General features: G+C 62.6%; 19 protein-coding genes. 12 read left to right on the top strand and 7 right to left on the bottom strand.

Annotation, left to right across the window (positions count from 1 at the left end):
- Positions 1-27 precede the first annotated feature (27 nt).
- Positions 28-1,365, bottom strand: a complete 1,338-nt coding sequence (gene rsmB, locus RAS12_RS23500) for a 16S rRNA (cytosine(967)-C(5))-methyltransferase RsmB (protein WP_306941923.1) — start codon at positions 1,363-1,365, stop codon at positions 28-30.
- Positions 1,366-1,458: 93 nt separating this feature from the next.
- Here rsmB and RAS12_RS23495 point away from each other — a divergent pair, with 93 nt between their 5' ends.
- On the top strand, positions 1,459-2,091 hold the full coding sequence (locus RAS12_RS23495) for a LysE family translocator (RefSeq protein WP_306941922.1): 633 nt from the start codon (positions 1,459-1,461) through the stop codon (positions 2,089-2,091).
- Positions 2,092-2,241: 150 nt separating this feature from the next.
- Positions 2,242-3,558, top strand: coding sequence for a 30S ribosomal protein S12 methylthiotransferase RimO (rimO, locus tag RAS12_RS23490; RefSeq protein WP_306941920.1), 1,317 nt, complete (start codon positions 2,242-2,244; stop codon positions 3,556-3,558).
- 71 nt (positions 3,559-3,629) lie between these two features.
- On the opposite strand, the gene RAS12_RS23485 is transcribed toward rimO, so the two are convergent.
- Positions 3,630-4,190, bottom strand: coding sequence for a ferritin-like domain-containing protein (locus RAS12_RS23485; protein ID WP_306941918.1), 561 nt, complete (start codon positions 4,188-4,190; stop codon positions 3,630-3,632).
- 230 nt (positions 4,191-4,420) lie between these two features.
- Here RAS12_RS23485 and RAS12_RS23480 point away from each other — a divergent pair, with 230 nt between their 5' ends.
- From RAS12_RS23480 to RAS12_RS23460, 5 genes are read left to right on the top strand one after another with little or no spacing between them, the layout of a single operon-like run.
- On the top strand, positions 4,421-5,008 hold the full coding sequence (locus RAS12_RS23480) for an LOG family protein (protein ID WP_306941917.1): 588 nt from the start codon (positions 4,421-4,423) through the stop codon (positions 5,006-5,008).
- Positions 5,009-5,045: 37 nt separating this feature from the next.
- Positions 5,046-5,612, top strand: a complete 567-nt coding sequence (locus RAS12_RS23475) for a hypothetical protein (RefSeq protein ID WP_306941915.1) — start codon at positions 5,046-5,048, stop codon at positions 5,610-5,612.
- Between the two features lie 32 nt (positions 5,613-5,644).
- Entirely contained in the window at positions 5,645-6,271 is a 627-nt protein-coding gene (locus RAS12_RS23470) for an HAD-IA family hydrolase (RefSeq protein WP_306941913.1), read from the top strand.
- Positions 6,272-6,286: 15 nt separating this feature from the next.
- Entirely contained in the window at positions 6,287-6,913 is a 627-nt protein-coding gene (locus RAS12_RS23465) for a pyridoxamine 5'-phosphate oxidase family protein (protein ID WP_306941911.1), read from the top strand.
- A gap of 17 nt (positions 6,914-6,930) precedes the next feature.
- Complete coding sequence (locus tag RAS12_RS23460; protein WP_306941909.1) at positions 6,931-7,449, top strand: class IV adenylate cyclase; 519 nt, start codon at positions 6,931-6,933, stop codon at positions 7,447-7,449.
- 21 nt (positions 7,450-7,470) lie between these two features.
- Here RAS12_RS23460 and fmt read toward each other — a convergent pair whose 3' ends face one another.
- Positions 7,471-8,412 carry a methionyl-tRNA formyltransferase gene (fmt, locus tag RAS12_RS23455; protein WP_306941907.1) on the bottom strand — a complete coding sequence of 314 codons (942 nt, stop codon included), beginning with the start codon at positions 8,410-8,412 and terminating at the stop codon, positions 7,471-7,473.
- Positions 8,413-8,446: 34 nt separating this feature from the next.
- Positions 8,447-8,959 carry a peptide deformylase gene (gene def / locus RAS12_RS23450; RefSeq protein WP_306941905.1) on the bottom strand — a complete coding sequence of 171 codons (513 nt, stop codon included), beginning with the start codon at positions 8,957-8,959 and terminating at the stop codon, positions 8,447-8,449.
- A 221-nt stretch (positions 8,960-9,180) separates the two neighbouring features.
- Between def and dprA the strand changes: the two genes are divergently transcribed.
- The 3 genes from dprA (at position 9,181) to RAS12_RS23435 (ending at position 11,782) form a co-directional block, all read left to right on the top strand.
- Positions 9,181-10,287, top strand: a complete 1,107-nt coding sequence (dprA, locus tag RAS12_RS23445; protein ID WP_306941903.1) for a DNA-processing protein DprA — start codon at positions 9,181-9,183, stop codon at positions 10,285-10,287.
- Positions 10,288-10,403: 116 nt separating this feature from the next.
- Complete coding sequence (locus RAS12_RS23440; RefSeq protein WP_306941901.1) at positions 10,404-11,312, top strand: hydroxymethylglutaryl-CoA lyase; 909 nt, start codon at positions 10,404-10,406, stop codon at positions 11,310-11,312.
- Positions 11,309-11,782: a hypothetical protein gene (locus RAS12_RS23435; protein ID WP_306941899.1), complete on the top strand. Its 474-nt coding sequence runs from the start codon at positions 11,309-11,311 to the stop codon at positions 11,780-11,782. The genes RAS12_RS23440 and RAS12_RS23435 overlap by 4 nt, the downstream gene beginning before the upstream one ends.
- 54 nt (positions 11,783-11,836) lie before the next feature.
- Here the strand turns inward: RAS12_RS23435 and RAS12_RS23430 are convergent, their stop codons facing one another.
- Both RAS12_RS23430 and RAS12_RS23425 read right to left on the bottom strand, forming a co-directional pair.
- The gene (locus RAS12_RS23430; RefSeq protein ID WP_306941897.1) at positions 11,837-12,853 is read right to left on the bottom strand and encodes an amino acid ABC transporter substrate-binding protein; all 1,017 of its coding nucleotides are present in this window, start codon (positions 12,851-12,853) and stop codon (positions 11,837-11,839) included.
- A gap of 183 nt (positions 12,854-13,036) precedes the next feature.
- Entirely contained in the window at positions 13,037-14,278 is a 1,242-nt protein-coding gene (locus RAS12_RS23425; RefSeq protein ID WP_306941895.1) for an aminotransferase-like domain-containing protein, read from the bottom strand.
- A 200-nt stretch (positions 14,279-14,478) separates the two neighbouring features.
- Here RAS12_RS23425 and RAS12_RS23420 point away from each other — a divergent pair, with 200 nt between their 5' ends.
- Positions 14,479-15,198 carry a YggS family pyridoxal phosphate-dependent enzyme gene (locus RAS12_RS23420; RefSeq protein ID WP_306941893.1) on the top strand — a complete coding sequence of 240 codons (720 nt, stop codon included), beginning with the start codon at positions 14,479-14,481 and terminating at the stop codon, positions 15,196-15,198.
- 162 nt (positions 15,199-15,360) lie between these two features.
- Complete coding sequence (locus RAS12_RS23415) at positions 15,361-16,329, top strand: Bug family tripartite tricarboxylate transporter substrate binding protein (protein WP_306941891.1); 969 nt, start codon at positions 15,361-15,363, stop codon at positions 16,327-16,329.
- 67 nt (positions 16,330-16,396) lie between these two features.
- On the opposite strand, the gene RAS12_RS23410 is transcribed toward RAS12_RS23415, so the two are convergent.
- Positions 16,397-20,356, bottom strand: a complete 3,960-nt coding sequence (locus RAS12_RS23410) for a DUF3683 domain-containing protein (protein WP_306941889.1) — start codon at positions 20,354-20,356, stop codon at positions 16,397-16,399.
- Between the last annotated feature and the right edge of the window lie 51 nt (positions 20,357-20,407).

Raw genomic sequence — 20,407 nt, 5'->3', positions numbered from 1 at the left:
CTACGTCATGCCCCTATTCTTGGCGATTCAAGACTGCTTGGCAAACAAGGCGTAGAAAAATCCGTCATGTTGTGCGGCGGGTGTTGCATCCACCGCAACTGGCAGCAATTGGCCCGGCGCCTCCAGACGGGTGGCATCGGGATGGCGTTGCAGGAATTCCAGCGCCTGGCGAGCCCCTTCGATGGGGAACACCGAACACGTCACATAGAGCAGGCGGCCGCCCGGCGCCACGGTTTGCCACAGCGCATCCAGAATGTTGATTTGCAAGGTGGCGGTGCGGCGTACATCGTTCTCGCGGCGCAGCCAGCGGATATCGGGATGGCGGCGCACGATGCCCGACGCCGTGCAAGGCACGTCGGCCAGCACCGCATCAAAGGGCTTGCCGTCCCACCACGAGTCCAGATCGGCGGCATCGGCCGCCTTCAGCTTGACGCGTTTGCTGGCCAGACGCAGACGGTCCAGGTTCTGTTCCACGCGGGTCAGGCGTTCGGCGTCAGCATCCAGCGCCAGCAGGTCGACTTCGGCCAGTTCCAGCAAATGGGCCGTCTTGCCGCCAGGCGCCGCGCAGGCGTCCAGCACTCGCATGCCGTCTTTGGGCGCCAGCAATTCGGCCGCCAGTTGAGCGCCCGCATCTTGCACCGACCACCAGCCTTCGGAAAAACCGGGCAGGTGGATCACGGGCTTGGGCGTTGCCAGCACGACGCCGGACTCGCCCACGGCTTCGGCTTCCAGGCCAGCGGCCTGGAATGCTTCCAGCACTTTTTCACGGGTGGCTCGGCGGCGGTTGACGCGCAAGGTCAGCGGGGCCGGCACATTGGCCGACGCCAGAATCTCTTGCCATTGCTGCGGATAGGCCACCGTCAGCTGCTTGACCCACCAGCCGGGGTGGTTCCATTGCGCCTCCAGGCTGTCCGCCACGGCGGCGGCAAGCACCGCGCGTTCACGCAGAAAACGGCGCAGGCACGCATTGAGCATGCCCTTGAAAGACGCCAGACTGCGCGTATTGGAGGCCGCCGTCACGGCCTGATCCACAACCGTATGAGGCGCGTAGATAGGCATGCCGGGCACGGCCAAAGCGGCGTCGCCCTCTTCTTTCAGCAGCGTCAGCGACACCAGCAGCAAGGACTCAAACAAGACGCTGGGATAACGCTGGACCAGTTCACGGCCAACGGCGTCCGCCCAGCCCAGATAACGCATCGCATGAAACGACACCGCCTGAGTGGCGGGACGCAACGCGGAATCGACGTCAGACAGCGCGTCCGTCAGGGAACGGCCGTCCAGCACGCCCTCGACCACCCCCGCGCTGGAAAGAAGAACGGAGGAAAGCGGGGGGGCAAGATTGGGGGTGTCGGAACGCGTGGCCATGGTGCGAAATCAAAGGATAAGACCGCTATGGTAGCCGGACCTGGACGAATGGCGGCGGGCGCGTCAAACTGCCCGCTCGTTCCGGAGCGATTTATGACCACCGCCACGCTGCTGTTGTTTGTCCTGGCTTCGGCCGTCACCATCATTACACCCGGCCCCACGGTCCTGCTGGCGATGAGCAATGGCTCGCGCCACGGCGTGCGCGCCGCCAGCTGGGGTATGGCTGGCGCAGTGCTGGCGGACCTGATCCTGATCGGCGCGGTCGCCTCTGGCTTGGGCGTGGTGCTGTCCGCCTCGGAGATCGCCTTCCAGATCATCAAATGGGCTGGCGCGGCCTACCTGGCCTACTTGGGCTGGAAGATGCTGCGTTCAGACGCCGCGCTAGTCATGCCGTCGGCGGCCGCCGAGGCCGCCCGCCCGGCGGGTCTGACGCTTGGCCTGCGCAGCTTCGCCGTCGCGCTGACCAACCCCAAGGCGTTGCTGTTCATGTCGGCTTTCCTGCCGCAATTCATCAACCCGGCCGCGCCCCTGTTCTCGCAATACGCGATCCTGGCATGCGTGATGGCGCTGATGAATGTCGTGGTGATGTTGGCCTACGCAACGCTGGGCGCGCAAATGGTGCGCGCCTTCCGGGGCAACGGTGTACGCTGGCTGAACCGCATCTGCGGCGGCCTGCTGATCGGATTGGCGGGCACGCTGGCGCTGTACCGGCGCGCTGCGCCTTAAGGCGCAGAGGAATATTCCGAAAAAATAGGGACACGCTTCTTCGCGGGCGTTTCCCTTCCTTACCGGTAAAATAACGGCCCCCCGCTCTGCCGCGCTAAAATTGCGCAGATTTTGATCACTGGCGCCGGCTCGCGCCCACCGAGGTATTCCATGTCTTCCCCCAAAGTCGGCTTCGTCAGCCTGGGCTGTCCTAAAGCCCTGGTCGATTCCGAACGCATCCTGACCCAACTGCGCACCGAAGGGTACGAAGTCACGCCCGAGTACGCCAACGCGGACGTGGTCGTCGTCAATACCTGTGGATTCATCGACAGCGCCAAGGCGGAGTCGTTGGAAGCCATTGGCGAAGCTTTGGCCGAAAACGGCAAAGTGATCGTCACGGGCTGTATGGGCGTTGAGGAATCGGTGATCCGCAACGTGCACCCCAGCGTGTTGTCGGTGACGGGCCCGCAGCAATATGAAGAAGTGGTGCGCGCCGTGCACGATGCCGCGCCGCCCAATAAAGACCACAACCCCTATCTGGACCTGGTGCCGCCGCAAGGCGTGAAGCTCACGCCGCGCCACTACGCCTATCTGAAGATCTCGGAAGGCTGTAATCACCGGTGCAGCTTCTGCATCATCCCGTCGATGCGGGGTGATCTGGTCAGCCGGCCGGTGGGCGATGTGTTGAGCGAAGCCGAACGTCTGGTCAAGGCCGGCGTGAAGGAACTGCTGGTGATCTCGCAAGACACCAGCGCCTATGGCGTCGACGTGAAGTACCGCAGCGGTTTCTGGAACGGCCGTCCGGTCAAGACCCGCATGACCGAGCTCTGCGTGGCCTTGTCCGAAATGGGCATCTGGACGCGCCTGCACTACGTGTATCCATACCCGCACGTAGACGAAGTGATTCCGCTGATGGCCGAGGGCAAGATCCTGCCTTACCTGGATATCCCGTTCCAGCACGCCAGCCCGCGCATCCTGAAAGCCATGAAGCGTCCGGCCTTTGAAGACAAGACCCTGGCGCGCATCAAGCGCTGGCGCGAAATCTGCCCCGACCTGACCATCCGCTCAACGTTCATCGTTGGTTTCCCAGGCGAAACCGAGGAAGACTTCCAGTACCTGCTGGACTGGATGCAGGAAGCGCAGCTGGATCGCGTGGGCTGTTTCCAGTATTCGCCGGTGGAAGGCGCGCCCGCGAACCTGCTGGACAATCCCGTGCCTGACGACGTCAAGCAAGACCGCTGGGAACGCTTCATGGAGTTGCAGCAAGGGATCTCAACCGCGCGCCTGGCCCGTAAGATCGGCCGCGAAATCGATGTGCTGATTGATGAGGTGGACGAAGACGGCGCCGTTGGCCGCAGCAGCGCAGATGCGCCCGAGATCGACGGCTGTGTCTACGTCAGTTCGGACAAGCCCCTGAAAGCGGGCGACATGGTGCGCGTGCGCGTCACGGATTCCGACGAATACGACCTCTGGGCCGACGCGATCTGATCGCACAGGCGGGGCTCGCCATGCAAAGCACGCAAGCCCCGCCAAGCCCGATTACCTGCCGGCATTAGTCTTCAGGTTTTTTCCAGGAAATCCGACATATCGTCGGCGTGTTCCTCTTCCACCGCCAGAATCTCTTCCAACATGCGGCGCGTGGTGCTGTCTTGCTCGCCCAGGTATTCAATCATCTGCCGATAACTATCGATAGCGATGCGCTCGGCGATCAGATTTTCCTTGATCATCTCCAGCAGCGTGGAGCCCTCGACGTATTCCGAATGGCTGCGTTCCAGCAAGCCTTTGGGCGACAGATTGGGCTCGCCGCCTAGCTGCACGATGCGTTCGGCCAGCATGTCGGCGTGTTCCTGTTCCTGCCTGGCGTGTTCGGCGAATTCCGCCGCCACCGGTTCGGCGTTCAGCCCGCGTGCCATGAAGAAGTGGCGCTTGTAGCGCAGCACACAGACGATTTCGGTGGCGAGCGCTTCGTTCAACAGCTTCAAGACCGTTTTTCTGTCCGCACGATAAGAGTCGGTAACGGCGCCCGATTCAATATCCTGACGCGCCTTGGCGCGAATGGCCTTCACGTCCATATCGAAGGGGCGGTTTGCCTGCTGGGGGGATCGGGTTGCATGTTCCATATCGTTAGCTCCTCTGGGTTCGTGAAAGCACTACGACGCTGGATTTCCAGTCGTACCGAATTACCCAGTCTACTGATCGTGGCGGAACATGCTGTGTCCAAACATTGCCCACGCCCCCGAATCCTGGGTCTACGCCTGCGCCAAGCCGCCCCGTCAAACCTTGCGTAAACTAACGGCTTCCCGAAACGCCCGTGACGCAATCTGTAACGGGTTAGGCAAATCAAGCTTTTATGACTTTGAAGAACATCTGCGTATATTGCGGTTCGAATCCGGGCTCGCGTCCGGAATATGTCGAACAAGCGCGCGTGCTGGCGCACGAGCTGGTCAAGCGCGATCTGGGTCTGGTCTACGGCGGCTCGATCGTCGGCATCATGGGGGTCATCGCCAACGAAGTATTGGCGGCAGGCGGCCGCGTGATTGGCGTCATCCCGGAGCTGCTGCTAAAGAAAGAACAGGCGCACCGCGGCCTGACCGAACTGCACCTGGTGCAGAACATGCATGAACGCAAAGCCATGATGATGGACAAGGCGGATGGGTTCATCGCACTGCCGGGCGGCGCGGGCACGCTGGAAGAATTTTTCGAAGTCTGGACCTGGGCGCAGCTGAACATGCACCAAAAACCCTGCGGCCTGCTGAACGTCGCGGGGTATTACGACGCGCTGGTCCAGTTTGTGAATCACGCCGTAGATGAAGCCTTCATGCGCCCGCAGCATCGCGACATGCTGGTTGTAGAAGAAGACCCCGCCCTGATGCTGGACCGTTATGCCATTTACGAGCCGCCCAACGTCTCGAAATGGTTCGATCCGGTCAAGGCCTGAAACGCCCTTTATCAAGCCACTAACGGAAGCCCTCGCAATGTCCACCGATTCGTTGTCCCCCGCTTGCACCGAGTCCGTATTGCGCGATTACTTTCACGCCAAGGACGAGAACCGCCCGCTGTATATGGCGCGCGCATTTGCGCCAGGCGCGGTGCTTAAGATGGCGTTGCGCACGCAAGCCATCGCCTTTCCGCCTGAATCCCATGGTCTGGCCGCCATTGCCGAAACGCTCGTGCGAAAATTCGGCCAGACCTATGAGAACGTGTACACGTTCTATCTGTCCCGGCCAGAGCCTGGCGCCTGCCTGCCCGACTATCAATGCGACTGGATTGTCGGCATGACTGAAAAGGCCACCGGCAATGTGCGCGTGGGCTGTGGCAGGTATGAATGGAATTTTCAGGCCAATCCGTATCTGGCCACCAATCTGACCATCACCATCGAAACCATGGTGACCTTACCCTCGCACGACATGGAAGCCGTCTTCGGCTGGCTGTTGGCACTGGACTATCCCTGGACCAGCGCCGCACGCGTCGTTGCCAGCGCGCCTCCGCTTGAATCGCTGGCGCCGGTCGTGCACTATCTACTTCACCCCAACGGCATGTAGCCACGCCTCAAGCCGGCTAATGGATTGATTACTTGAAATACGACATCGCTGCTTTTGACTTCGACGGAACCTTGGCTGACACCATGCCCTGGTTCAATTCCATCCTGAACACGGTGGCCGACAAATACGGCTTTCGCAAGATCGACGCGTCGGAACGCGACGAACTGCGCCACCGCGAAGCTTCCGAGATTCTGAAGTATCTGAACATTCCGCTGTGGAAACTGCCTGCCATCATGTCGCATATGCGCACGCTGATGCAGGAAATCGACCCCAGCGTGCATCTGTTTGACGGCGTTGCCGATGTGCTCGCTCAGCTAAAGGCGAGCGGCTTGCGGCTGGCCGTGATCAGCTCGAACTCCATCGAGAACGTGCAGCGCGTGCTGGGCGCGCAAACCGCTGCGCTGTTTGACGACTACGAATGCGGCACCGACTTGTTCGGCAAGTCCGCCAAGATCGTCCGACTGCTGAACCGCCACGAAGTCGAACCGGCCCGCTTCCTGCTGGTGGGCGACGAAATGCGCGACATTGAAGCCGCCCGCAAGGCCGGTGTACAGGTGGGTTCGGTCGCTTGGGGCTATAACCATGTGGATGCCCTGCGCGAACGCAAACCCGACGCCCTGTTCCTGAACGTAGCCGATCTGCCTGCCATCCTGGACTAAACACGGACTTCCGCCATGCACACCGATCCCGCCCATTTCATCACCGACGCTGACGCCTTGCAGGCGCTGTACGGCTCGCCCGGCGAAGCCTCGCTGAAGAAAGAAGTGGATCATGTGCACCCGCACTACCGTGCCTTTATAGAGGCCGCGCCCTTCGCGATCCTGGCCACATCCGGGCCGGACAGACTGGACGCCTCGCCACGCGGCGATCCCGCCGGTTTTGTCGTGGTCGAAGACGAAAAAACGCTGCTGCTGCCGGACCGCCGCGGCAATAACCGCATCGACAGTCTGCGCAATATCCTGAGCGATCCGCGGGTCGCCTTGCTGTTCCTGGTTCCCGGCGTGGGCGAAACCCTGCGGGTAAACGGCAAGGCGCGTATCAGCGTCGATCCCGCTTTGCTGGCCCGCTTCGAAGTCGACGGCAAGCTGCCACGCTCGGTACTGATCGTGGACGTGCTGACGGTGTACTTCCAGTGTTCACGCGCCCTGCTGCGTTCGCAACTGTGGGACGCCTCGACCCAGGTGCCGCGCAGCGCGCTGCCCAGCGTCGGACGCATCTTGTCCGACCTGACGGCGGGCACCTTCGACGGCGCAACGTATGACCGCGACCTGCCTGCGCGCGTAGCCAGCACGCTGTATTGATCCGAAAGGAACCGCACATGGCCCGCAACGTGGAAATCAAAGCGCAGGTCGACAGCCTGGCCGCTATCGAACCCCTGGCGGCTGCGATGTCCGGACAGGAACCGGTCGTGATCGAGCAAGACGACACCTTCTTCGCGTGCACGCATGGGCGCATGAAGCTGCGCGAATTTGCCAATGGCAAGGGCGAGCTGATCTTTTATCGTCGAGCGGATGACACGGGTCCGAAGGAAAGCTTCTACGTGATCTCGCCGACCGACTCGCCGGATACCCTGCGCCAGGCGCTGGCAATGGCCTACGGCACGATCGGCCGGGTCAAGAAGCAACGCATGCTATTTCTGACTGGACGCACGCGTATCCATCTGGATCGCGTCGAAGGGCTGGGAGAATTCCTGGAGCTCGAAGTGGTGCTTCAGGACGGCGAAAGCCCCGAAGCGGGCATGGAAGAAGCCCGGACCTTGATGGCCGGGCTGGGCGTTTCACCTGAACAGCTGGTGGCGGGCGCCTATCTGGATCTACAGGCCAGCCGCAGACCCTGACGCGGCTCGTTCAGACGCGGCTCAGACCGGCTGCCAGCCGCGCACAAAGACATCCACTGGCTGGCGCTTGCCGCCTGCCTTCTGCAATTCAAGCAAGCGCAGCACGCCACGGCCGGTGGCGATATCAATGCCTGACTCATCCGCCCGCAGCACGCTGCCAGGCTCGGCGGTCGTGGCCGTGTCCAGCGCCTGTGCGCGCCAGACCTTAACGGGGTCAGCCAAACCGGCCAGACGGATACTGGCGCCAGGCACGGGATTGAAGGCACGCACCCGGCGGGCCAGCAGCTCGGCCGGCTGCGCGCAATCCAGCGCGGCCTCGGCCTTGTCCAGTTTGGCGGCGTAAGTCACGCCGTCTTCCGGCTGCTTTCTGGGCGTCAGGCCGCCTTGGTCCAGCGCTTTCAGCGCTTCCACGATGGCCTCGCCGCCCGCCAGCGCCAAGGCATCGTGCAACTGCGCGGCATTGGTCTCGCCAGTGATCGGCACCACGCGTTCCAGCAGCATGTCGCCCGTGTCCAGGCCTTGATCCATCTGCATGATGGTCACGCCGGTTTGCGCATCGCCCGCTTCAATGGCGCGCTGGATGGGCGCCGCGCCGCGCCAGCGCGGCAGCAGGCTGGCGTGGATGTTCAGGCAACCCAGGCGTGGCAGATCCAGCACCCATTGCGGCAGGATCAGGCCATACGCCGCCACGATCATGACGTCCGGCGCAACCTCTTCCAGCAGCTTGCGGGCTTCTTGGGCTTCATCGGGATACTTGCCATCCAGCCGCAGACTGCGCGGCTGCGCAACGGGAATGCCCGCGTCCAGCGCAGCCTGTTTGACCGGGCTGGGCGTCAGCTTCAGTCCGCGTCCCGCGGGACGGTCGGGCTGCGTCATAACCAGAGCAATGTCATGACCGGCAGCGCGCAAGGCGTCAAAAGCAATACGGGCGAACTCCGGCGTGCCGGCAAAAACTAGGCGCATGGGATGAAGACCAAAAAAGGGGGAAAAACGAGGATCAGTCGCGCAGCGCTTCGCGCTCGGCCTTCTTCAGCCTGGTCTTGATACGGTTCTGCTTAAGGTTGGACAGGTATTCAACAAATACCTTGCCTTCCAGGTGGTCCAGCTCGTGCTGGACACACACAGCCAACAGGCCGTCGGCTTCGAACTCGAAAGGCTTGCCGTCGATATCCAGCGCCTTGCACCGGATGCTCGATGCGCGCTCGACCTCGTCGTAGACGCCGGGCACGGACAGACAGCCTTCTTCGTAGATCTTGTAATCGTCGCTGCGCCACGTGATCTCGGGGTTGATCAAGGTCAGCAACTGATTGCTGTCTTCGGACACGTCGATCACGACCACGCGCTCGTGCACGTCGACCTGGGTTGCGGCCAAGCCAACGCCCGGTGCGTCGTACATGGTCTCGGCCATGTCGCGTACCAATTGACGGATGCGGTCATCGACCTCGGCAACCGGCTTGGCCTTTTTGTGCAAGCGCGGGTCCGGGTAACGAAGGATGGGTAGTAAAGCCATTGAAAGGAAATCGCCAGTGATTGATGCTTAGGCATGAGTTTAATTCATTAGAGTCTTGATTTCTAATAGTTTTCAGCTAAGTCAGGCATTGCTGACATTGCCGCGTCCCCGGTTATTTTTCCACTGCCCGCGCAGGTTCTTTTGAGCCCGGTAGGTCCGACGTCCAGCTGCCGCCCATGCGACACTCTCGAACCATCGCCGCCCTCAACGCGCTTCGCCCTATGCCGCTTACGCAAACTTCCGCCGAACTGTCCGCCTGGCTGCGGCTTTCCCTGGAACCCAATATTGGCTCTGCAACGGCCTGTACGCTGCTGGGCGGACTCGGCCTGCCCGAGCAGATCTACGCGCAGCGGGCAACCGCGCTGGCCAAGCATCTGCCCGACGCGCTGGCGCGTCAGCTGGCCGCGCCGATGCCGCCCGACATGGCCGCCCAAGTGGAAAGCGCGCTGGAATGGGTGAGCGGCGCAGACCGGCACATTCTGACGCTGGCCGATCCCACTTATCCTCAAAGCCTGCTGACCATCGCCGATCCGCCCATCCTGCTCTACGTCGCGGGCGACCTGTCCTATCTGCAAGGGCAGTCGCTGGCGGTGGTAGGCGCCCGCAATGCCACGCCGGGCGGCCAGGACAATGCCCGCGCCTTCGCCCGCCACCTGGCGGGGCATGGCTGGCGCGTGATCAGCGGCCTGGCGCTGGGCATCGATGCGGCGGCTCACGAAGGCGCGCTGGAAGCGGGCCCCGGCGGCGCAGGCACAGTCGCTGTGATGGGCACGGGCATTGACCGCATCTACCCTGCCCGTCACCGCGAACTGGCGCACCGCATTGCCGCGCATGGCGCGCTGGTATCTGAATTGCCCTTGGGCACGGGCGCAATGCCGCATCACTTTCCCAAGCGCAATCGCATCGTGGCCGGACTGGCGCGCGGCGTACTCGTGGTTGAAGCCGCCAAGCAAAGCGGCTCACTCATCACCGCCCGCCTGGCCGGTGAAAGCGGACGCGAGGTCTTTGCCATTCCGGGGTCCATTCATTCGCCTCTGTCGCGAGGCTGCCACGCGCTGATCCGCCAAGGCGCCAAGCTGGTGGAAACGGCCATGGACATCACCGATGAACTTGGCGGCAGCGCTACCCCCGCCACGCGAGTCCAGCCCCCCGCACCGCTCCCCTCCCATCCCGTTCTTGACGCGCTGGGCTTTGACCCGCTGCACCTGGACACGATACAAGCGCGCTTGGCGCTGGACACCGGGGAACTGCAAGCGCAGCTGGTCGAGCTAGAGCTGCAAGGCCGCATCGCCCGCCTGGATGACGGCCGATACCAGCGCTTGAAGTAGGGTCATCATCCTGACGGCCCCGCGCAAGCAGCGCCTTGCGCGATGGCGCTAATATTGACGATAGCGCCGCAGTCGTGCCCCGCGCCGCGTCACCTAATACCGAACCAGGAAGAGACATGGCTTTGCCCTCCCGCGTGAAGATCGTCGAGGTGTCGCCTCGCGACGGTCTGCAGAATGAAAAGGAATTCGTCGCCACCGATATCAAGGTGGAACTGGTCAATCGCCTGGCCGCAGCGGGCTTCCCCAATGTGGAAGCCGCATCGTTCGTGTCGCCTAAATGGGTGCCGCAGATGGCCGACGGCGCCGACGTCATGGCCCGCATCGAGCGCCGCCCCGGCACTATCTATTCCGTCCTGACGCCCAACATGAAGGGCTTTGAAGGCGCGCTGGCCGCTGGCGCTGATGAAATCGTGATCTTCGGCGCCGCCAGCGAAGCGTTCTCGCAAAAGAACATCAATTGCTCCATTGCCGAGTCCATCGCCCGCTTCGAACCCGTGGTGCAAGCCGCCCGTCAAGCCGGCATCCGCGTGCGCGGCAGCATCAGCTGCGCGCTGGGCTGTCCCTATCAAGGCGACGTGCCCGTGGAATCCGTGGTGGATGTGGCGCAGCGCTACCTGGCCATGCAGGTTGATGAAATCGATGTCGCTGACACCATCGGCGTGGGCACGCCGCAACGCGTGCGCGATGTGATGGCGGCGGTGACGCGTGTTGTCGACCCGGCGCGCGTGTCCGGCCATTTCCATGACACTTATGGCCAGGCATTGGCCAACATTCTTGCCGCGCTGGAAACCGGCATCTCGATCTTCCACACCTCGGTGGCGGGTCTGGGCGGCTGCCCTTACGCCAAGGGCGCCACGGGCAATGTGGCCACCGAAGACGTGCTGTACATGTTGCGCGGACTGGATATCGACACGGGCGTGGACTTTGACGCCGTGGTCGATATCGGCCAGTGGATGTCGGCGCATCTGAACCGCAAGGGCTCCAGCCGTGCGGGCAATGCCATCGCTGCCAAACGGGCCGCATGACCACGACTGACACCTCGCCCATCCCCGAAGACCACGCGGCGCTGCTGCGCGCCATTGGTCCCCTGCCGCTATCGGGACAGGCGTGGCCAGATTGGGTGCGCATCCTGGCCTGGGTCATTCTGGCGGTGCTGGGCGTGCAAGTAGTAACCACAGCCATCCGCGCGCCATCACAACCGTTCGACACCTTGCTGGCGGTGGTTGTGGTGCTGTGCTTTCTGGGGTTGCTGTTCGTGTCGTGGCACATGCAGACATCCATCACCACCATTGATGACCGCGGACTGCGCCAGACCTGGTTCACTCGCCGCGAGGTCGCCTGGGAAAACGTGCGTTACGCGCGCTTCGTGCCCATGCTGTTTTCCAAGCGGCTGGTGATTTTTACGCATCGGGGCCGACCCGTCATCATTCAGGGAGGCACCCGCGAGCTGCGCACGGCATTTGTGAAGATCGCGCAGTTGTACCGGCGGGGCTAGTCAAAAAAAATCGCCCCGAATCCGGGGCGATTGTCTTGCAAGCAACTGGCGCAATCAGCGGATTGGCAGCGCGTACAGCAGACCGCCTTGCGTCCACTGCGCATTCAGGCCGCGCTTGATCTTCAAGGGGCTGCCTTCGCCGACGTTGCGGTCAAAGCTTTCGCCGTAATTGCCCACCTGCTTGACGATGTTGTAGGCCCACTTTTCGTCCAGCCCCAGATTGGCGCCGCCGCCCGGCGTGACGCCCAGGATGCGCTTGATATTGGGGTTGTTGCCCTTGGCCTGTTCGTCCACGTTCTTGGACGTGACGCCGTACTCTTCGGCTTCGATCATTGCCGACAGCGACCAGCGCACGATGTTCAGCCAGGAATCATCGCCCTGACGCACGAAGGGGCCCAAGGGCTCTTTGGAGATGATCTCGGGCAGCACGACGTAGTCGTCGGGATTCTGCAATTTAGAAATACGGATCGACGCCAGCCCCGACGCGTCGGTGGAGAACACATCGCAACGGCCAGCGGCGAATGCGTTCACGACCTCGTTGAACGTCTCGATCACGACAGGCTTGTACGTCACGTTGTTGGCGCGCGCCCAATCGGCCAGCGTGTTCTCGTTGGACGTGCCCGTTTGCAGGCAGATCGTGGCGCCGTTGATTTCCTTGGCGCTTTTGACGCCCAGCGACTTTGGCACCAGGAAACCCTGGCCGTCATAAAAATTGATGCCCGCATGGATGATGCCCAGCGCTGTGTCGCGCTGCTGAGTGACGGTGGTGTTGCGCGTCAGCACATCGACTTCGCCGGACTGCAATGCGGTGAAACGCTGCTGCGAATTCAACGGCACCACTTTGATCTTGTTGGCATCGCCGAAGACCGCTGCGGCAATTGCGCGGCAAAGATCCACGTCCAGACCCTGCCATTTACCTTGCGCGTCGGGTGCGGAAAAACCCGCGAAACCGGTGGTCGTGCCGCAAGCTACGGCTCCGCGCTGACGCACTACGTCCAACGTCGCCGCTTGCGCGCCTTGCGCCGCCGCCATCAAGAGCGCAGCGCCCGCCAACCCTTTTGCAATGTTCATGACCTGGATTCCTGTTATGCCGGGCGCGAGAACGCGCCGAGGCGAGAAGCTTATCGACATGAAGCGCCCGCGCCAAATAACTAGCGCTTATGTAGGTATGCCGCGCCGCCAGGCAACACCGGGCGGCGCGGATCGGATCGGCCTAAGCATAACCAAAGCCGGTAGGAACCGGCTTGGCTTCTATCAAGCCGCCAGCGAGATCGACACCGGCTCGTTGGCTTCACACGCTTCCAGCGCGCGGCCCAGGCGCACCATGCCCTGAGCGATCTCGCTTTCATTCATGGTGGCAAACGACATGCGCATCGCAAACAGATCCGCTTTTTCCTCGTCAGCGTAGAACGCCTTGCCCGGCACATAAACGACTTCGTGCTCGATGGCATAGGGCAACAAGCGCGTCGCGTCCACGTCGCCCGTCAGGCGGGCCCAGAAGAACATGCCGCCTTCAGGCTTGCGGAAGGTGACGCGGCCGTCGAGCTCGCGCGTCAACGCTTCGGCCATGGCATCGCAGCGCAGGCCGTAGGCAGCGCGAATGCGCGGCACGTGCTCTTCGTAGCGGCCGTTGGCCAGGTATTGCGCAACCACTTCCTGAATCCACGCGGACGACGCCATGTCGTCGGCCGCTTTGGCGCTGACGCAGCGGCGGCGGATTTCGGGCGGAGCGATCAGCCAACCGATGCGCAGCGCAGGCGCCATCGTCTTGGACATGCTGGCCAGATAGACCGCCCAATGGCGGGCTTCGCCTTCGGCCAGCGCGGTGATCGGGGGCACGGCTTCTCCAGCGAAGCGCAGTTCGCTGTAGGGATCATCTTCAACGATCAGGAAGCGGTGCTTGACCGCCAGTTCCAGCAAACGCAGGCGGCGCTGGCGCGTCAACGTGGCGCCGCAGGGGTTCGAGAACGACGCAACGACGCAAACGATTTTCGGCTTGATACGTCCGGCCAATTCGTCCAGCGCGTCCACATCGATACCATCGGGGCCAGACGTCACGGTGTGCACCGTGGCGCCCGTATAGCGCAACGCCTGCACGGAATTCGGAAATGCGGGCGATTCGATGATGGCGTGGTCGCCGGGTTGCAGCATGACGCGGGTCAAGAGCGCCAGCGCCTGCTGCGAACCGCCAGTCACAACCAGTTCGGTATCGGCATTGCAGTGCAGACCCCGAGCGGCGGACAAGCGCGCCAGCTCGTGACGCAGGCTGGCCTGGCCATCGATGTTGGAGTATTGCAGGCAGGCCCCCAGGCGAGACATCACCTGCGTCGACGCAATCGACAGGCCATCCACGTCGAACAGCGCTTGAGCGGGGTAGCCGCCCGCAAGCGAAATCGTGCCCGGCCGCAAGGCATAGGGCATGAGCGATCGAATGGGGGACGCGGGGGGATTCAAGAAAGGCGTGGCAAAAACGTATTCTGGCGCTGCGCTGGACATGGCGGGGGGACTGGGTAGGTGGAAAACCGTGTCGCCGGAAGGGGCGGCGCCGGAGGGCTTAGAACATTGAAATCTAAACAAATATCTTCAAATTCTAAGCCTGCCAATTACGCAGGGTCAACGCCGTATGTGACCATTGTGGTGAAACGATCCTGCTGGGTCCTACACTATGGGACATTCTGTTCCCGCAAGAGGGTTGCATGACCACCGAAGACACCATGGCCGGGCGCTTGGCCCAGATCCAGCAACGCATTGCCGACGCTTGCACGCGCGCCGGCCGGCCGCCCGGAGACGTCGTCCTGCTGCCTGTCAGCAAAACCTTCGATGTGGACGCCATCCGCGAAGCCATGGCGCTGGGCCTGAGCCGCTTTGGCGAGAACAAGACACAAGAGATCCGGCAGAAGGCCGCTGCGCTGGCTGGCCAAGGCCTGCAATGGGTGCTTATTGGCCACTTGCAAACCAATAAAGCTCGCGACGCCGCCCGCGACGCCACCGAAGTGCAATCGCTGGATCGCCCCGACCTGGCCGAAGCCCTGCACCGCCGCCTGCAAAACGAGGGCCGGACGCTCGACGTGCTGGTGCAGGTGAAAACCTCGTCCGAGCCCAGCAAATTCGGTATGGCGGCAGAGCATGTGCCAGCCTTCTTGCGGCTGATCGCCACCGAATACCCGACCTTGCACGTCAAAGGCCTGATGACGCTGGCCGTGAACTCGCCCGATCCTGAACAGGTCCGGGCCTGCTTTCGGGCGCTGCGCGAACTGCGCGACCGCCTGCGGGCCGAGAATATCCCAGGCATAACGCTCGACCGGTTGTCGATGGGAATGAGCGGCGACTTTGAATTGGCGATTGAAGAAGGGTCGACCGAAGTGCGCATCGGAACGGCGATCTTCGGCGCCCGCACCTATCCCGATCCGCAATAGATAGGGCGTGGTGCACTGCGGGAAAACAGGGGGGCCATCCGGCCCCCTTGTGCTGGGAACGCGAGGCATAATAGCGACGCAAAAATAGCGACGCAGACTGACGACGCAAAACAAGACGCAGCCGACGTCGCGCTCATACAGACCCGCACGAGGAGACACCCCATGCAATCCCACGCAAAGCGCCTGCTGGCGCTGGCCGCCCTGTCGCTGGCCGCAACCGCTGCATCCGCCCAATCCTGGCCTACGCAACCGATCCGCTGGATCGTGCCCTACCCCGCAGGCGGCGGCACCGATGTGGTCGCCCGCACAGTCGCATCCGGTTTGGAAAAACCGCTGGGCCAGACCATCGTGGTTGAAAACCGCCCCGGCGCGGCCACCATCATCGGCGCGACCGCCATTGCGCAGTCGGAACCCACCGGATACATGATCGGCACGGCCGACTCCGGCACCCTGGCCTTCAACTCGTCGCTGTACGCCAAGCTGTCCTACGATCCGTCCAAGTTCACGTACATCGGCGGCATTGCCAAGTTCCCGCTGCTGCTGGCGGTGAACGTCAATTCTCCGTACAAGACGGTGGACGATGTGTTGGCCGCCGCCAAAAAGGAACCGGGCAAGCTGACGGCAGCGTCCGCCGGCGCCGGTTCTCCGCACCATTTGGCGCTGGAATTATTCAAGCAGCGCACAAGCGCCAATCTGTTGCACGTGCCCTACAAGGGCGCCGCCCCCGCCATTCAGGATCTGCTGGGCGGACAGGTCGACATGATGTTCATCGATTTGGCCTCTGGTCTGCCCAACGTCAAGGCGGGCAAGCTGCGCGTCCTGGCCGCAGCCACCCCCGAGCGCGTCTCGGTGCTGCCTGACACGCCGACGATGGCAGAACAAGGCGTCGCCAATTTCACGGCTTATGCCTGGCAAGGTCTGGTGGGTCCGGCCGGCGTGCCGGAAGCCGTGGTCAAGAAGCTGTCGGCCGACCTGGACGCCACGCTCAAGACCCCTGCCGTTTCGCAGAAAATGCTGGATATGGGCGTGATCCCGATGCCGATGTCGGCACAGGATTTCAAAGCCTATGCGGAGCAGGAACGCGCTGCCTGGGCTGACGTGATCAAGAAGGCCAACATCAAGCTGGAGTAATCCGATCAGGCATAAAAAAGCGCGGCCAGTTAAGTTCTGGCCGCGCTTTTTTTTGGGGTGCCCCAGCCTACACAAGCACCCGCTCAATGCCGCCGGCATTCGCGCGTTTTACGTAGTCTTCCATCCAGCCTTCGCCCAGGATGTGGCGCGCCATTTCGACCACGATGTAATCCGCTTCCATGCCGGTGTCGCCTTCATAGCGCGACAGGCCCTGCAAGCAGGACGGGCAGGACGTCAGCACCTTCACATCGCCCGTGAAACCATCGCTGCGCACCGCGGCATCACCCTTTAGCAACTCTTCCTGTTTGCGGAAGCGCACTTGAGTGGAAATGTCGGGCCGGCTGACCGCCAACGTGCCCGACTCGCCGCAGCAGCGATCGCTCTTGACCGCATCGTCGCCCACCAGCGCCCGCACCGTCTTCATCGGCTCTTGCAGCTTCATGGGCGTGTGGCAGGGGTCGTGATACATGTAGCGCACGCCCTTGGCGCCTTCCAGCTTGATGTTCTTCTCAAGCAGATATTCATGAATATCGATCAGGCGGCAACCCGGGAAGATCTTGTCGAATTCATAACCGGACAACTGGTCGTAGCAGGTGCCGCAACTGACCACCACCGTCTTGATATCCAGGTAGTTCAGCGTATTGGCGACCCGGTGGAACAGCACCCGGTTGTCGGTGATGATCTGCTCGGCTTTGTCCGTCATGCCATTGCCGCGCTGCGGATAACCGCAGCACAGATAACCCGGCGGCAGCACGGTCTGCACTCCTGCATGCCAGAGCATGGCTTGCGTGGCCAGACCCACTTGCGAGAACAGGCGTTCCGAGCCGCAGCCGGGGAAGTAGAACACCGCTTCCGTGTCGGCCGTCGTGGCCTTGGGATCGCGAATGATCGGCACGTAGTTCGCGTCTTCGATATCCAGCAGCTTGCGCGCGGCCTGCTTGGGCAGACCGCCCGGCATCTTCTTGTTCACGAAGTGCACGATCTGTTCGCGCAGCGGCGGCTTGCCCACGGTAGCGGGCGGTTTGGCCGTCTGCTTCTTCACCAGGCCCGAGAACAAATCATGCGCGGCGCGCTGAACCTTGTAGCCCACGCCCACCATCGCCTTGCGCGTGGCGTTGATCGTGGCGGGGTCCTTGGCGTTCAGGAAGAACATGGCGCTGGCCGTGCCCGGATTGAACGACTTGCGGCCCATGCGGCGCAACACGGCGCGCATGTTCATCGATACGTCGCCGAAGTCGATATCCACCGGACAGGGGTTGTAGCACTTGTGGCAGACGGTGCAGTGATCAGCCACGTCTTCAAATTCTTCCCAGTGCTTCAAGCTGACGCCGCGCCGGGTCTGCTCTTCATACAAGAAGGCTTCCACCAGCAGGGACGTTGCCAGGATCTTGTTGCGCGGCGAATACAGCAGGTTCGCGCGCGGCACGTGAGTGGCGCACACGGGTTTGCACTTGCCGCAACGCAAACAGTCCTTGATCGATTCCGAGATCGCGCCGATGTCGCTTTGCTGCATGATCAGCGACTCGTGGCCCATCAGGTTGAAGCTGGGCGTCCAGGCGTGGCGCAGGTCCGCGCCCGGCATCAGCTTGCCGGCGTTGAAGTGGCCGTTGGGGTCTACGCGACGCTTGTAGTCCTGGAACGGAGCCAGTTCGGCTTCGGTCAGGAACTCATACTTGGTCAGGCCGATGCCGTGCTCGCCCGAGATCACGCCATCCAGATCGCGGGCGATCTGCATGATGCGCTCGACGGCGGCATGAGCCTCGCCCAGCATCTCGTAGTCGTCCGAGTTGACCGGGATGTTCGTGTGGACGTTGCCGTCGCCCGCGTGCATATGCAGCGCCACGAACACGCGGCTCTTCAGAACGCGCCCATGGATGGCGATCAGCTCATCCACAATCTTTTTATAGGCAGCGCCCGAAAACGCGCGCTGCAAGCCGGGCAGAACCTCGACCTTCCAGGACACGCGGATCGTGCGGTCCTGCACGACGTCAAACAGACGCGCTTGCGGCTGCGCGGCCAGGCGGTCGGACAGCGCGGCGTGCACATCGCCCAGGCCCAGCCCTTGCAATTCCGGCAAAGCTTCAGCAAGCGGCAGGTCCAGATTGTCCAGCAACCACTGCCAGCGCTGGCGCGTGGCGCCCAGCAATTCCAGCGCTTGGCGCGTGCGCTCGGCCAGCACTTCGGCACGGGTGCTTTCGATGTCCGCATCGTCAGCCTTGCCCACCGGCAGCGGCGTGCACAGGTAGGCGTCCAGCGCGCCCAGCAGCTTGAGCTTGTTGCTGGTGGAGAGTTCGATATTGATACGCTCGATGTGATCCGTGTATTCGCCCATGCGGGGCAGCGGAATCACAACGTCTTCGTTGATCTTGAACGCGTTGGTGTGACGCGCAATCGCAGCGGTGCGCGAGCGGTCCAGCCAGAACTTCTTGCGCGCTTCAGGACTGACGGCGACAAAGCCTTCGCCATGGCGCGTGTTGGCCAAACGCACCACTTCGCTGGCGGCAGCGGCCACGGCATCATCATCGTCGCCAACGATGTCGCCGATCAGGACCATCTTGGGCAGCACGCCGCGCTTGCTCTTGGTGGCATAACCCACCGCGCGCAGATAGCGTTCGTCCAGATGCTCAAGCCCGGCCAGAATGGCGCCGCGGGCTTTGCCCTCGCCATCCAGGTAACCCTTGACCTCGACGATCGACGGAATGGCGTCGCGCGCCTGTCCGAAGAATTCCATACAGACGGTGCGCGTGTGGCGCGGCATGCGGTGCAACACCCAGCGCGCCGACGTGATCAGGCCGTCGCAGCCTTCTTTCTGAATGCCGGGCAGACCGGCCAGGAACTTGTCGGTAACGTCCTTGCCCAGACCTTCCTTGCGGAACACGCGGCCTTTGATTTCCAGTGTTTCGGTCTTCAGCAGACGTTCGCCGGGCTTGCCCTTGCCGTCAAACCACTTGAGTTCGAAGCGGGCCATCTCCACATCATGGATCTTGCCCATGTTGTGTTCCAGGCGCGACACTTCCAGCCAGTTGCCGTCGGGATCAACCATGCGCCACCAGGCCAGGTTGTCCAGCGCGGTGCCCCACAGCACGGCCTTTTTGCCGCCCGCGTTCATGGCGATGTTGCCGCCCACACAGGAGGCTTCGGCTGACGTCGGGTCGACAGCGAACACGAAGCCCGCTGCTTCGGCGGCTTCGGACACCCGCTTGGTCACCACGCCGGCGCCCGCATAGATGACGGCCACGGGCTCGGTGAGCCCGGGCAAGATACAGGACTCGACCTTGCCCAGCTTGTCGAATTTTTCGGTGTTGATAACGGCCGACTTCCACGTCAGCGGAATCGCGCCGCCGGTATAGCCGGTGCCGCCCCCGCGCGGGACGATGGTCAGACCCAGCTCGATACAGGCGGTGACCAGTGCGGCGATCTCGTCTTCGGAGTCCGGGGTCAGCACCACGAAGGGATACTCCACGCGCCAGTCGGTCGCGTCCGTCACGTGGGACACGCGCGACAGGCCATCGAACTTGATGTTGTCGCGCGCCGTGATCCGGCCCAGCACCTTTTGCGCCTGCTTGCGCATCATGGTGGTCTGATCGAACTCACCTTCAAAGGCCGCAATGGCGGAACGCGCGCGCGCCAGCAGACCAACGACTTTTTCGTCGCGGCGCGGATCATGGCCTTCTTCAGTGGGCTGGCCGGGTTCGCGGCGGCGGTCGATCTCGCCCAGCCGGTGATGCAGGGCATCAATCAGCTGCTTGCGGCGCTTGGGGTTATCAAGCAGATCGTCCTGCAGATAGGGGTTGCGGCGCACCACCCAGATGTCGCCCAACACTTCGTACAGCATTCGTGCGGAACGGCCGGTGCGGCGTTCGCCACGCAGATCGCTCAACAGGCTCCAGGCGTCGTCGCCCAACAGCCGGCCGACAATTTCGCGGTCAGAGAATGACGTGTAGTTGTAGGGAATTTCGCGCAAGCGCGCGGGTGCTGCGGGCGGCATCGCCCCGTTCAAAATGTGGCTGGCGAGTGGGGCGTTCATGGCTGCAAGAGGGGCCCATAAAAAACTATTTTATGTCATTGACCGGACTTG

Origin of the sequence: Achromobacter seleniivolatilans (assembly GCF_030864005.1) — a bacterium.
GTDB classification, from domain to species: domain Bacteria; phylum Pseudomonadota; class Gammaproteobacteria; order Burkholderiales; family Burkholderiaceae_B; genus Achromobacter; species Achromobacter seleniivolatilans.
The sequence above is the reverse complement of the archived record's forward strand: the minus strand, read 5'-3'. Positions and strand labels throughout refer to the sequence as shown.

Coding starts and splice junctions, on each gene's coding strand:
- rsmB (WP_306941923.1), bottom strand. CDS start 1,365: ATGGCCACGCGTTCCGACACCCCCAATCTTGCCCCCCCGCTTTCCTCC.
- RAS12_RS23495 (WP_306941922.1), top strand. CDS start 1,459: ATGACCACCGCCACGCTGCTGTTGTTTGTCCTGGCTTCGGCCGTCACC.
- rimO (WP_306941920.1), top strand. CDS start 2,242: ATGTCTTCCCCCAAAGTCGGCTTCGTCAGCCTGGGCTGTCCTAAAGCC.
- RAS12_RS23485 (WP_306941918.1), bottom strand. CDS start 4,190: ATGGAACATGCAACCCGATCCCCCCAGCAGGCAAACCGCCCCTTCGAT.
- RAS12_RS23480 (WP_306941917.1), top strand. CDS start 4,421: ATGACTTTGAAGAACATCTGCGTATATTGCGGTTCGAATCCGGGCTCG.
- RAS12_RS23475 (WP_306941915.1), top strand. CDS start 5,046: ATGTCCACCGATTCGTTGTCCCCCGCTTGCACCGAGTCCGTATTGCGC.
- RAS12_RS23465 (WP_306941911.1), top strand. CDS start 6,287: ATGCACACCGATCCCGCCCATTTCATCACCGACGCTGACGCCTTGCAG.
- RAS12_RS23460 (WP_306941909.1), top strand. CDS start 6,931: ATGGCCCGCAACGTGGAAATCAAAGCGCAGGTCGACAGCCTGGCCGCT.
- fmt (WP_306941907.1), bottom strand. CDS start 8,412: ATGCGCCTAGTTTTTGCCGGCACGCCGGAGTTCGCCCGTATTGCTTTT.
- def (WP_306941905.1), bottom strand. CDS start 8,959: ATGGCTTTACTACCCATCCTTCGTTACCCGGACCCGCGCTTGCACAAA.
- dprA (WP_306941903.1), top strand. CDS start 9,181: ATGCCGCTTACGCAAACTTCCGCCGAACTGTCCGCCTGGCTGCGGCTT.
- RAS12_RS23440 (WP_306941901.1), top strand. CDS start 10,404: ATGGCTTTGCCCTCCCGCGTGAAGATCGTCGAGGTGTCGCCTCGCGAC.
- RAS12_RS23435 (WP_306941899.1), top strand. CDS start 11,309: ATGACCACGACTGACACCTCGCCCATCCCCGAAGACCACGCGGCGCTG.
- RAS12_RS23430 (WP_306941897.1), bottom strand. CDS start 12,853: ATGAACATTGCAAAAGGGTTGGCGGGCGCTGCGCTCTTGATGGCGGCG.
- RAS12_RS23425 (WP_306941895.1), bottom strand. CDS start 14,278: ATGTCCAGCGCAGCGCCAGAATACGTTTTTGCCACGCCTTTCTTGAAT.
- RAS12_RS23420 (WP_306941893.1), top strand. CDS start 14,479: ATGACCACCGAAGACACCATGGCCGGGCGCTTGGCCCAGATCCAGCAA.
- RAS12_RS23415 (WP_306941891.1), top strand. CDS start 15,361: ATGCAATCCCACGCAAAGCGCCTGCTGGCGCTGGCCGCCCTGTCGCTG.
- RAS12_RS23410 (WP_306941889.1), bottom strand. CDS start 20,356: ATGAACGCCCCACTCGCCAGCCACATTTTGAACGGGGCGATGCCGCCC.